General features: G+C 68.8%; 9 protein-coding genes. 1 reads left to right on the forward strand and 8 read right to left on the reverse strand.

The window, feature by feature from the left end; all coding sequences use genetic code 11:
* Nucleotides 1-9: 9 nt before the first annotated feature.
* From AC2EBU_RS16820 to AC2EBU_RS16835, 4 genes are read right to left on the reverse strand one after another with little or no spacing between them, the layout of a single operon-like run.
* The gene (locus AC2EBU_RS16820) at nt 10-630 is read right to left on the reverse strand and encodes a glutathione S-transferase family protein (protein ID WP_484611604.1); all 621 of its coding nucleotides are present in this window, start codon (nt 628-630) and stop codon (nt 10-12) included.
* Nucleotides 631-633: 3 nt separating this feature from the next.
* Nucleotides 634-1824 carry an aminotransferase-like domain-containing protein gene (locus AC2EBU_RS16825; RefSeq protein ID WP_484611605.1) on the reverse strand — a complete coding sequence of 397 codons (1191 nt, stop codon included), beginning with the start codon at nt 1822-1824 and terminating at the stop codon, nt 634-636.
* Complete coding sequence (locus AC2EBU_RS16830; protein WP_484611606.1) at nt 1821-2783, reverse strand: DMT family transporter; 963 nt, start codon at nt 2781-2783, stop codon at nt 1821-1823. Before AC2EBU_RS16830 ends, AC2EBU_RS16825 begins: the two co-directional genes overlap by 4 nt.
* On the reverse strand, nt 2780-3430 hold the full coding sequence (locus AC2EBU_RS16835) for a LysE family translocator (RefSeq protein ID WP_484611607.1): 651 nt from the start codon (nt 3428-3430) through the stop codon (nt 2780-2782). Before AC2EBU_RS16835 ends, AC2EBU_RS16830 begins: the two co-directional genes overlap by 4 nt.
* A gap of 121 nt (nt 3431-3551) precedes the next feature.
* On the opposite strand from AC2EBU_RS16835, the gene AC2EBU_RS16840 reads away from it, so the two are divergent.
* Nucleotides 3552-4991 carry an aminotransferase-like domain-containing protein gene (locus AC2EBU_RS16840; protein WP_484611608.1) on the forward strand — a complete coding sequence of 480 codons (1440 nt, stop codon included), beginning with the start codon at nt 3552-3554 and terminating at the stop codon, nt 4989-4991.
* Nucleotides 4992-5011: 20 nt separating this feature from the next.
* Here the strand turns inward: AC2EBU_RS16840 and AC2EBU_RS16845 are convergent, their stop codons facing one another.
* The 4 genes from AC2EBU_RS16845 to AC2EBU_RS16860 are packed head-to-tail and all read right to left on the reverse strand — an operon-like array spanning nt 5012 to nt 11275.
* Nucleotides 5012-7105, reverse strand: a complete 2094-nt coding sequence (locus AC2EBU_RS16845; RefSeq protein ID WP_484611609.1) for an ATP-binding protein — start codon at nt 7103-7105, stop codon at nt 5012-5014.
* Nucleotides 7106-7112: 7 nt separating this feature from the next.
* Nucleotides 7113-8006, reverse strand: coding sequence for a hypothetical protein (locus AC2EBU_RS16850; RefSeq protein ID WP_484611610.1), 894 nt, complete (start codon nt 8004-8006; stop codon nt 7113-7115).
* Nucleotides 8003-10519 (reverse strand): fimbria/pilus outer membrane usher protein, encoded by a 2517-nt coding sequence (locus AC2EBU_RS16855; RefSeq protein WP_484611611.1) that lies wholly within the window; start codon nt 10517-10519, stop codon nt 8003-8005. The genes AC2EBU_RS16850 and AC2EBU_RS16855 overlap by 4 nt, the downstream gene beginning before the upstream one ends.
* Nucleotides 10520-10525: 6 nt before the next feature.
* The gene (locus AC2EBU_RS16860) at nt 10526-11275 is read right to left on the reverse strand and encodes a fimbrial biogenesis chaperone (RefSeq protein WP_484611612.1); all 750 of its coding nucleotides are present in this window, start codon (nt 11273-11275) and stop codon (nt 10526-10528) included.
* Nucleotides 11276-11752: the final 477 nt, after the last annotated feature.

The following is an 11752-nucleotide window of genomic DNA, read 5'->3' on the forward strand; positions in this document are numbered from 1 at the left end:
GGAGGTCTTTCACGACAGGGGCAGGTCCAGCACCCCACGGGTGGCCGGGCGCGCCAGGAGGGCCGCGTACCAGCGTTCCAGGTGCGGCAGGGACGGACGCGGCTGGGGCAGGCCCCACCAGCGGTGGATTTCGCAGCCGATCGGGATGTCGGCCATGGTGAAGCGTTCGCCCGCCATCCACGGCCGGGTGGCCAGGTGGGCGTCGAGCATCCGCAGCAAGGGCTCGGTGGCGGCCACCGACGCCGCGATCACCGCCGGCTGGCGCTGCTCGGCCGGGGTGCGGATCCACTGGATGAAGGCCGGCCCGCCGGCGCGGTTCAGCGTGGTCTGCTGCCAGTCCATCCAGCGTTCGGCGTCGAAGCGGGTGCGCAGGTCCTCCGGGCAGAGCGTGCCCGTCGCATGGCTTGCGGCGAGGTAACGCACGATGGCATTCGACTCCCACAGCGTGAAGTCACCATCTTCCAGCAGCGGCACCAGCGCGTTCGGGTTCTTCGCCAGGTAGGCGGGGGTGTGGTTGTGGCCGAAAGCCAGGCCGGCGTCGATGCGCTCGAACGGCACGCCCAGCTCCTGCAGGGCCCACAGCACCTTGCGCACGTTGATCGAGCTGGTGCGACCCCACAGGCGCAGCATGGATCAGGCCTGGTAGTGGCGGATCGCCTCGGCCAGCGCGGCCACGCCGGTGTTGATCTGGTCCACGCTGGCGGTCACGAAGGACAGGCGCAGCGTGCGCGGATCACCGTGGTCGGCGTAGAAGGCGGCGCCGGGCACGAAAGCGACGTTGCGGTCCACCGCCTTGGGCAGCAGGCCCACGGCATCCACGCCCTCGGGCAGGCGCGCCCACAGGAACATGCCGCCGGCCGGCCGGTTGAACTGGAAATCCAGCCCGGCCATTTCGCGGTCCAGTGCCGCCAGCATGGCCTCGCACTGCTGCTTGTACAGCGCCCGGATGGTGGGCACATGGCGGTCGATAAAGCCGTCCTTGAGCACTTCGGCCACGATGCGCTGGTTGAAGCTCGGTGTGTGCAGGTCGGCCGCCTGTTTGGCCTGCAGCAGCTTGGGGTACAGGGCTTTGGGCGCCACGACGTAGCCCAGCCGCAGGCCGGGCGCGAGGATTTTGGAGAACGAGCCCAGGTACACGCAGCCGTCGGGGTTGCGCGAAGTCAGCGAGGGCGGTGGCGCGCTGTCGAACCACAGGTCACCGTAGGGGTTGTCCTCGATGACCGGTACGCCGGTTTCCATGGCGGCCGCCGACACGGCGGCCCGGCGCGCTTCCGACATGGTGCGACCGGTGGGGTTCTGGAAATTGGGCAGCAGGTAAATGAAGCGCGCGCGCTCCGCGCCCAGGCCGGCCTTGGCGCGCAGGTCCTCGGCCAGCACGCCGCTGTGGTCGCTGTCGACGCTGACCACGGTCGGCTCCATGGGCGTGAAGGCCTGCAGTGCGCCGAGGTAGGTGGGCGTTTCCACCAGGATGCGGCTGCCGGCGTCGATCAGGATCTTGGCCACCAGATCCAGGCCTTGCTGCGAGCCGGTGGTGATCAGCACCTGGTCGGCGTGGATGTCCATGCCTTGTTTCTTCAGGTCATGCGCCACCCAGTCGCGCAGCGGGCCGTAGCCTTCGCTGGCGGCGTACTGCAGTGCGGCACGCCCGTCCTGCGTGAGGACGCGCTGCGTGGCTTCGAGCATGGCCTCGACCGGAAAGGTCCTGGGCGAGGGCAGGCCGCCGGCAAAACTGATGATGCCGGGCTTTTCGGTCACCTTCAGAATCTCGCGAATTACCGAAGGGTTCATCTTGTGGGCACGCGCGGCCAGGGTCCAGGTGGTCATGGGCTTCCTTTATGGGTCGAGAGGGGGATTGTCGTCGGGGTTCGGAGGGTGGTGCGTCGGCCCAGAAACACGGTGGCAACCACGGCCAGCGCAAACAGCACGGTCATGGCATCCAGGGCTTCGCCCAGCAAAGGCACGGCCGCCACGATGCTGATGAACGGTTGCACCAGTTGCAACTGGCTGACCCGCAACGCGCCGCCCAGGGCCAGGCCCCGGAACCAGGCGAAAAAGCCGGCCCACATCGAAAACACGCCGACGTAGGCCAGTGCCAGCCACGCGGGCAGCGAGACCGTGTGTGTCGGCCAGGTCAGCACGCTGGCCGGCACGGTCACCGGCAGCGCCAGGACACAGACCCAGCTGATCACCCGCTCCGCGCCCAGTGTGGCGGTCGCTTGTGCCCCGCCGACATAACCCAGCGACGCCGCCAGCACCGCGCCGACCAGCAACGCGTCCGCCGGTTCGAGGCCCAGGCCCTGTCCCGCCTGGGCGGCACGGATCAGGGCGTAGGCGACCACCAGTGTGCTGCCCAGCACCGCAAACAGCCAGAAGCTCCATCGCGCCCGCTGGTGCATCAGCCAGGCGGCGACGGCCGCCGTCGCCAATGGCAACAGGGCGGTGAACACGGCGGCATGGCTGGTCGTGACATGGCGCAGCGCCCAGCCCAGCAGCAGCGGAAAGCCGATGACATTGCCGGCCAGGGCCAGCAGCAAGGGGCGGACTTCGGATGGGGCGGGGCGGCGTGCCCGGGTTGCCAGCAGAAACAGCAGCGACAACATGCCCGCCAGCGCGGCGCGCGCCCAGGTCACAAACCACGGCGACAGCTGGGGCGCTTCGGTGGTGCCGGTCGCCAGGCGGGTCATTGGCAGGGTCAGGGCGAACACGGCCACGCCGAGCAAGCCCAGCCACAGCCCCCGTTGCCGGTCGGCGTCGGTGGGCGCCAGGGGCAAACCCGCGCTCACAGTTTCCCCCCGAACAGGCCGGGCGCGCTGACCACGATCCAGACCGCCGTCAGGGTCAGGGCCAGGGCCATCAGGCGGTTGAACGCCAGCAGCCGGCGGCCGGTCGGCTGACCATCCTCAACCGGCCCGGCAAGCCAGTGACGCAACAGTGAGCCCACCAGCGCGTAACTGAAGTTGCTGAAAAAAGCGTAGCCCAGCAGCACCGGCAGCACCAGGACAAACCGTGCCCCGGCGTCGGGTCGGCCCGCGATCCAGCCGGCCACGATGGACAGCGCCAGCATCCAGGCCTTGATGTTCAGAAACTGCAGGCCGACGCCTTGCCAGAAACCGACCCGCAGCCGGGCCGGGTCGGCTTCGGCCAGTGAGCGGCTGCCCCACAGCCGGCGTGCCAGCCACAGCAGATAGGCTGTTCCGCCGGCCACGATGGCCCAGCGCAGCGGCGGCAGAGCCACCACCAGCGAACCGACCCCCCCGGCGCACAGCGAGAAAAGCAGGCCCCAACCTACCGGCACGGCCAGGATGAAGCGCAAAGCCCGACGCAGCCCCTGGTTGGCGGCCAGGGCCGCCGACAAGGTGGTGTTGGGCCCCGGAGTGAAGCTCGATGCCGTGGCCAGCACCAGCAGCGCGATGAATTCGCTGGATGTCATGGTCGGGGGGCTGGACGCAACATGGGTGCCAATGTATCCTCCGATGGCAGTACACAAGCAGTACAGATTTACCAATCAGATAAAAGACTGTATGGCGTTGTCGACCCATACAGCTTCCCCCATGGCACTGACCCGATCGAGCACCCAATCCCTGGCCGAGCAGCTGGTCGAGCGCTATGCGCAGCGCATCCGCGACCGCCTGCTGGCTCCCGGCGCGCGCCTGCCCAGCGTGCGCCAGTGCGCCGCGCAGCATCAGGTGAGCCCATCGACGGTGGTTGCCGCCTATGACCAGCTCGCCGCACGCGGCCTGATTGTCTCGCGGCCGCAGCGCGGCTTCTTTGTCCGTGATTTTCAACAAAAACTGCCAATACCCATTGTCAAAAGGTCGCCTGATGCTACTGAAAAAATAGCTACCGAGGTTCCGATGGCCCGCCCGCCGGGCGGGCAGCCGCTGGACGCCACGCGGTTGATCCGCGCCATGTTCCAGCCCGCGGGGCCGCAGCCGCAACCGGGCATGGGGGTCTTCCCGCCCGATTGGCTCAAAAGCCCCTTCCTGGCGGCGGCGGTGCGCAAGGTGACCTCCACAGCCGCCTTTCAGGACAGTTCGTTGACCTACGGTGAGCCCCAGGGCGACGCCGGACTGCGCCGCGCGCTCGCACAGCACCTGGATACCCTGGGCCTTCCGGTCCGGCCCGGTCAGATTGTGACCACCGTGGGCGCCACCCATGCGCTGGATGTGGTCAGTCGCACCTTGCTCAAACCTGGCGACAGTGTCATGGTCGAAGAGCCCGGCTGGGCGGTCGAGTTCGCACGGCTTGACGCCCTGGGCATGCGGGTGTTGCCGGTTCCCCGGGGGGCTGCCGGACCGGATACCGACATCATGGCGCGGTACTGCGAAGTCCACGCACCGCGGCTGTTTGTCAGCGTCAGTGTGCTGCACAACCCCACCGGCGCCCTGATCACGCCGGCCAGTGCGCACCGGGTGCTGCAACTGGCAGGGCGCCATGGTTTCCTGGTCGTGGAAGATGACACCTACAGCCACATCGCACCCGCCCATGCCACGCGGATGGGCAGTCTGGACGGACTGGAACGCACCATTTATGTCGGGGGTTTCGCCAAGATTCTTGCCCCGGCATGGCGAATCGGCTTTGTTGCCGCGCCATCGCACCTGGTCGAACGGCTGGTCGACACCAAATTGCTGACCACCCTGACGACGCCGAGCCTGCTGGAAAAGGCCTTGGCGCTGTGCATGGAGCAAGGCCAGTTGCGCCGCCATGCGGAGCGCATTCGCCACCGGCTGGACCAGGCGCGCGTGCGCAGCGTGCAGATGGCCTTGCAGGCCGGATGCCGTTTTGTTGCCGAGCCGGCCGGCCTGTTCGGCTGGGTCGATACGGGGGTGGACACCGACACCCTGGCGCTTCGCCTGCTGGACGAGGGGTACCTGATCGCGCCCGGCGGCCTGTTCCATGCCAGCCGGCAACCCAGCACCCACATGCGGATCAATTTCGCGACCTCGCAGGACCCGGCTTTCTGGGCGGCCTTCCGGCGCTTGCGCGGCTGAGCCGCCGCGGTGCGAACCGGTCAGGCCAGGGTGTCGAGCGCCTGGCGAATCGCCTGGGCCTCGTGCTGCAGCAAGGCCAGAGTCTGGCCGAACAACGGCCAGGCCGCCTTGCCGGCCGCAAGTTCCAGACCCCGGGCCAAGGCTGCGCCGCGCATGAAGGTCAGGCTGGACAGAGCCCCTTTGAGCGCATGGGCCTGGGCCGCTGCCGCCGCGGCATCCTGGCGCTCCAGCGCCTGCGCCAGGGTAAGCAGGCGCTGGTCAAGATCGTCGCGCATCGCGGCGGCCACTTCCCGTAAAGCGTCGGCGTCGCCACCGAGCCGGGTGCGCAGGCGCTGGAGGTCAAAGCCGGCGTTGTGGCCAGGGGTGCCGGTACCGGAAGGCGCAGCGGCCGAAGTCGGCTCGCCTTGCACCGTGGTGGCGCCGGCTGCCACAGGGGCCGCCGCGGCGGGCGGCATTGCCGCGGGTTGGCCTGCTTCGGGTGCGGCGCCCCAGCGCATGGGCGGCAGCAGGGCTTCGGGGGTGGACGCACGGGACTTCAGCGCCTCGTGCAGCGCCTGGGCCAGGGTGTCCGGAGAAACCGGTTTGGAGGCATAGGCATCCATGCCGGCGGCAAGGTATTTCTCACGGTCGCCTGCAAGGGCATGGGCGGTGAGCGCAACGATGGGGATATGCCCCCCCAGGCGCGCTTCCTGGGCGCGGATGCGGGCCGTGGCTTCCTCGCCGCCGAGCACCGGCATCTGGATGTCCATCAGGATCAGGTCAAATGCCTCAGCGGCCCAGAGGGCCAGGGCCTGCTCGCCATCGTTGGCGGTCACGACGGTGCAGCCCAGCTCCTGCAGCATGTGGCTGGTGATCAGCCGGTTGACCGGGTGGTCCTCGGCCAGCAGCACCCGCATGCCGGCCAGGCTGCGCGCGTCCAGGCTGGCCGGCAGGGTCAGCTGGCTCGGATCGTCGGGCGCATGGCTGAAGACCGCGCTGAACCGGAACGCGCTGCCCTGCCCGGCCTGGCTGGCGACGCGGATCCGCCCGCCCATGCGCTCGACCAGCTGGGCACAGATGGCCAGGCCCAGCCCGGTGCCGCCGTAGCGACGGGTGGTCGACGCATCGGCCTGCGTGAAAGCTTCAAAAATTCCGTTTTGCTGTTCAGGCGTCATCCCGATGCCCGAATCGCGCACTTCGAACAACACCCGGATCTGTCCCGGGCCGATCTCCCGCGGGTCCGCGTCGGGCCAGACCCGCACCCGGATGCCACCCGCGTGGGTGAACTTGACGGCGTTGGACATCAGGTTGACCAGGATCTGGCGCAGTCGGCCGGGATCACCGACCAGGGCCGGCGGCAGCGCCGGGTCACAGTCGAGCCGAACCTGCAGGCCCTTTTCCCGGGCTTGGGCCACGAACGGCGAAATCGCCTTGTCCACCCATTCGAGCAGGTCAAAGCGCACCTGCTCGAACACCAGCTTGCCGGCCTCGATCTTGGACAGGTCCAGCATGTCGTTGAGCAGCGCCAGCAGCGACGTGGCGGATTGGTCCATCAAGTCCAGGTACTGGTCCTGCGGCGGCTGCAGCGGCGTCTGGCGCAGCAGCCGGGCCAGCCCGATGACCGCGTTGAGCGGGGTGCGGACTTCGTGGCTCATGTTGGCCAGGAAGTCGCTCTTGGCCCGGTTGGCCTGTTGGGCGCGCTCCTGCGCCTGCTGCAGCGCGGCCTGTTCGGCTTTGCGCTCGCCGATATCGGCGCAGGTGCCGACCAGCTGGGTCGGCCGGCCGTGGGTGTCGCGCGCGGTGATCGTGCCCCGCAGTTCGATCCAGGTCCAGCCGCCCGCTGTCTGCACCCGGTGTTCGGTGCGCAGTCGGGACGTCTGTCCGCGGACAAACGCCTCCAGCGCCGTGCGCAGGCCACCGAGGTCGTCCGGGTGCACCACGGACAGCCACCGCGCCATCGGCATCACGGCAGGCGCCGGTGTCTGACCGGTCAGGCTGGCCCAGCGGGCACTGAGGTGCATGGACTGGGTCGCGATGTCCCATTCCCATACCGCCAGTTCCGCGGCGTCGATGGCTTGTTGCAGCCGCAGCGGCGGCAGGGGCGGTGGCCCATCGGGGGAGGGTGCGCTGGTCATGGCGCGTTCATTGTGCCGTGATCGTGATCTGCAGTTCGTCGCGGTATTCGCCGGCCAGAACGCGCTCGACGGAGCCGATCTCCGCTTCCAGCACATGCCGCTGGCGGCCCCCTGCAGCAAAGGGCAGCCGTGCCGCCGTGGCGAGCCCGACCGTTTGCCCGTTGATGCGCAATGTCCAGGCGATGGCCGGCGATTGCGGGGCCCGGGCATTGGTCAGGTGGCCGCGCTGGGTGCTTTCCAGCACCACACTGTGGGGCGTATTGGCCTGGACATCCAGGGTGGTCGACCGGCGGGCGCCTTGCTGCAGCAAACCGAAGTCCAGCCGGGCAAGCTGCGACCCGCCGGCGGTGTCGGAAAACTGGGCCCGCACCGTCGCGTCAACCTGGGCGCTGATGCGTACCTCGCGGGTATCCAGCGTGCGGCCCTGGGCGTCGATCAGGCGAGCCAGCACGGTGTGCTGCCAGTTGCCTGCGGCGAGCCATTGGCCCGGTTCGGGCCGCAGCCACAGGCGCAGCGTCTGGTCCTGCTGCGGGCCGACGGTGATGCTGGCAGCATCGACCGGTGCAGCGGCCACGGGTTCGGTGCCACTTGGTTGGCCGCTGATGGACAGCGCGAGGCGGTCACCGGTCGCTGCCGGACCGGCCAGCATCAGCCGACCGGGTTCGCTGAGACCTTCAATCTGCAGCCGGGCGACACAACCGCGCGTGCTGCGCACCCGCAGCGTCCAGGCACCGGCGGTCGGCGCGCTGTCGGGGCGGTAGCGTTCCAGTGTCACGGCGGCCGGGCTGTCCAGTCGGCAGTCGGGGCCGGTCTGGGCCAGTGCGGAGGCGGCCAGGCTGGCCAGCAGAACGGCCACGCCGACCCGCGGCCACCGGTGTGTGCGGGGAGGGCGGCGGGTCATCGTTCGGCCCCTTTCTGGACGATGGCGCCGAGCGAGACGATACCCTGCTGATCCGGCGTGATGGTGAACCGGGTCAGCACCAGCGATTCGCCGGCCGGGCGCAGCTGGTAGCGACCGGGCCGCAGCGGCGGGCTGGTGAACAGCCCGCGCCGGCTGGTGAACAGGTCAATGGCTGGCCCCCCCGCATCGGCGACCAGTTGCAGCGCGCGCAGGCCCGCCGGTCCGCCGTCGGCTTCTTGCAGCAGGGCAGTGACCTGGACGTTGGCGTCGCTGCCAACCGGCACGGCCAGCACCGAGCGGTACGCGGGCCACAGGCGCGGACGGTCCAAGCCCAGGCCCAGGCCGGGGGGCAGATTGGCGATGTCGAGCTGGATTTCACGCGGTGTATAGGCGTTCAGGTCGACCAGCACCGGTGCGCCCCAGCGGTCGCTGGAGGCGGCCGCTGTCGGCCCTGACGGGTCTATGTGGATGGTGAGGGCGCCGTAGGCCGGGCGGGGGCGCAGGATAGCGGCCGAATCGTTGACCGGTGGCGCCAGCGCCCAACCGTCCGCGGTGAGGATCAGGCTGCTGGCGACACTGACATCGGCGAATTGGGTCGAACCGCTGACTGCGTGATTGCCGCTGAGCTGGGCGGTCCACTCCGCGCGGGAGGTCATCATCTGGGCGCGCACGCTGCGCTCGGTTCCTTCGCGGCTGCGGGCTGCCCCCAGCGACAGCCGCCACGGCGCATCGGCCTGGGCGACGCTGGCAACCCCCCAGGTTTCGGCATCGAGCTGGACACGGCGGGTGAAACTGTCGGCCGATCCCATGGCGCGCTGACCCGAGCCATCCGGCTGGCGTTCGCCCGACCAGCGCAGGCTGATTCCCAGCGACCGCTCCCGCCGCTGGTCCTGCCGCTCCCAGCGCAGTCCGGCCTCCAGCGACCACTGCGGGCTCAGCCGCTGGCGCAGGGTCAGGTTGGCCGTGTCGAGTGGTGGTGATCCGTCGTGCGGCCGTGCCCGGGCCCAACTGCCCGACAGGCCCATGCCACCGGGCGCCACCGCGCCGATTCGCAGGCCGGCATCGGTGCTGCCTTTGCCGGGTGAATCGGTCGAGACGTTGGCGTGGCCGTGCCGCCGGTGGGTCCACTGCGCGCTGGTGGACCAGGACCAGCGCGGTCGCGGGTCGCCCAGCCGCAGCGGCGACTGCTGGCGCCACTGCAGGCTCGTGACCTGCCCGGTAAAACCCGGGTGACGGTTGCCGGTGAAGTAGGCAGCCACCGTTCCGGCGGGACTGGCAAACAGCCAGTCGGTCTGCCAGAACAGAACGGCGCCGGCCGGCGTGCGCCGGTGCTGCAGCGCGAATCCAGTCGTCACATCGGGCCGGATGCCGTAGCGCAGCGACGCCGAGGTGACGGGGGTGGTCCGCTGGTATTGCGGGCCGTTGGCGCCGGTGACGGCCGGAGCGCCGGTCGCCAGATCAAACTCCGCCAGACCGGGAGCGAGCAGCGACGAATCGAAGAAATAGTCGAACTGGCGTACGGTGGTCTTGCCTCCCGGCTCGACAATGCGCAGCTCGACCGTATTGGCGCCGGAGAAAACCGGAATGTCCTGCAGGTCATGAACCCCCGGGCCCAGTTGGAGCGTCCGGCTGACCTTGCCATTGACCACCACATCGACCGATGCGCCCTGGGGCAGCGCAATCCGCTCGCCGGGCTGGGACAGGGTGCTGACCGCGGGCGTGAGGCTGAAGCGCCGGCTCAGCTGAATCCCTCCCAGGGCGGTGGCCGGCAGCCCCGGCCGGGCGCCGGTTGACAGATCGCCCAGCGTCAGGCGCAGGGACTGTTCGGGCCAGTCGCGGATGATCCGGGTCATGTCGCGCACACGGGTCCCGCCGCCGGCGCCCAGTGGCATGGAGCCGGCGGCCTCAAGGACCCACGGATGCCACCGCAGCGCGGGTTCCAGATGCAGACGGGCGTTCGTGCTGGCGGCGTTGCCCGAAGCGCGGCTGGTCGAGCCGACCCACCGCATGTTGCCGATCAGGCTCCAGGGCTGGGGGCGGATGTCCGCCTCGGGTTCAGGTTTTTCTTCGGACACCGCCTGGCGGGAGTCGACCCGGTGGGTTCGGATGCGCCGGGCCTCCAGGGCGATGTCCAGCGTCAGGGTGATGGTCTGGGGCGAGTACTGCGCCTGAATTCCCAGCGGGACCAGCGCGGCCGCATCCACCCAGTCGCCCCCGGACCGGTCCTTCAGGGTTTGCAGGCGTTCAGGCAACAGGACGTTGCCCAACACCGTGACCAGGGCCTCGCGGGCGTAGCGGACTTCCGGGCCCCGAATCTGGGCGGTCACAGCGCCGACTTCGCGCCCGTCCAGCACGGTCGGCAAGGCGATCTGTTGCACGGTAATGCGCCGGCGCTGGGCGAAGGCCTTCTCGAACGCCGGATCGACCGCCGCGCCCGGTGCCTGCGCGATGACGGCCATCGGCAGCACGGCAAGGGCTGCGGCGATCGGTGCCAGATGCCGATGCCTGGACACGCCGGTTCAGTCCACCAGCAGGCGAACTGGCGGCAGGGGCTCGGCCAGGTTGGCCGGTGCGGGAATGCGGAACGTCCGGGTCGTGCCGGCGAGGATGTTTTCGCCAGCCATGCCCTTGAGTGCTGCGGTGTCGATGACGCGGTCGCCTATGCCCAGCCGCGCGCCGGTCAGAATCTTGCGTGTCGTGCCCTCGTTGCGAACGCTGACTTCCAACCACGCGCCCTGGGCGTCGCGCACCATGCGGGCCTGCGGTACCGAAAGGATTGCCTTGACGTTGGCCGGCACCACGTAGGCCGACGCGACGTATTTCACCAGCAGGCGCATCCGGCCACCCGTCTGAGCAACCTGTCCCACATCGACCGGGAGTTGTTCGGCAATCAGGCGGAAGGCGCGCTCGGCCGTGATCTGCGCCGGGCCGGTGTATTGCACACGGATGGTTTGCACCTGGCCCGGTTGCAGGACAACCTGAGCCGGGAAGATGCTGAACTGGTCATCGGCATCGCCCAGGATGTCGTCGCCGTTGCTTTCCATCTTGCGGGTTTTCATGCCGATTTCGACGGCGGCCGGCTCGGCGGTGGTGTTCTCCAGACGGAATACCTGCGTGGCGCCCCGTCCGCTGGGGCTGAAGTCGACCTCAATGGGGGTGAATGACAGCGCCTGGGCGCTGGTGGCCAGGGCGGCAAGACCCGCGAACAGGAGGTGGCGCAGGGCGCCTGCAAATGTGGGGAGGGTGAGGTGGTTTGTGGCTTTGTCCATGGAAGGCTCCAATCAGGTTCGGTTCTACACGAAATCCTTCAAGTTGCGTGCCAACCGTCGGCGCGCGGGCCCGGGCAGGTTCATCGACAGGGTTCGAAGACTATAAAAATAATAGCTGAAAGCGACCTTTTCCCGCTGGGTATCGGTCGAAATCATGCCGAATCGGCCGTCGCAGCGTCTGGTCGAGGCTCCCGCCAGCCGTCTGCCATTCGTCCGCCCGGAACCACACCCTCAGCCCAGTCTGCCGGGAGTGTGCCGCAATTTGCAACGCTTGCAACACTGACAGTCTTGCATTGTGCCTCGGGTGCCCGGTTGTCGAGAAGGTTGGTTTTTCTAAGTGCTTGATTTGATTGCATTTTCTCCATCCGTATCGGGTTGGCACGGCCTTCGCAGAAAGAAAGCCGTCTGCCACACGGTGTGGCGTCAAACCCCAAACCCTTTACCTGTTACGAATCGGAGAACCCCATGAAAGCTATC

Source organism: Curvibacter sp. T50 (genome assembly GCF_057219955.1).

Coding starts and splice junctions, on each gene's coding strand:
- AC2EBU_RS16820 (WP_484611604.1), bottom strand. CDS start 630: ATGCTGCGCCTGTGGGGTCGCACCAGCTCGATCAACGTGCGCAAGGTG.
- AC2EBU_RS16825 (WP_484611605.1), bottom strand. CDS start 1,824: ATGACCACCTGGACCCTGGCCGCGCGTGCCCACAAGATGAACCCTTCG.
- AC2EBU_RS16835 (WP_484611607.1), bottom strand. CDS start 3,430: ATGACATCCAGCGAATTCATCGCGCTGCTGGTGCTGGCCACGGCATCG.
- AC2EBU_RS16840 (WP_484611608.1), top strand. CDS start 3,552: ATGGCACTGACCCGATCGAGCACCCAATCCCTGGCCGAGCAGCTGGTC.
- AC2EBU_RS16845 (WP_484611609.1), bottom strand. CDS start 7,105: ATGACCAGCGCACCCTCCCCCGATGGGCCACCGCCCCTGCCGCCGCTG.
- AC2EBU_RS16850 (WP_484611610.1), bottom strand. CDS start 8,006: ATGACCCGCCGCCCTCCCCGCACACACCGGTGGCCGCGGGTCGGCGTG.
- AC2EBU_RS16860 (WP_484611612.1), bottom strand. CDS start 11,275: ATGGACAAAGCCACAAACCACCTCACCCTCCCCACATTTGCAGGCGCC.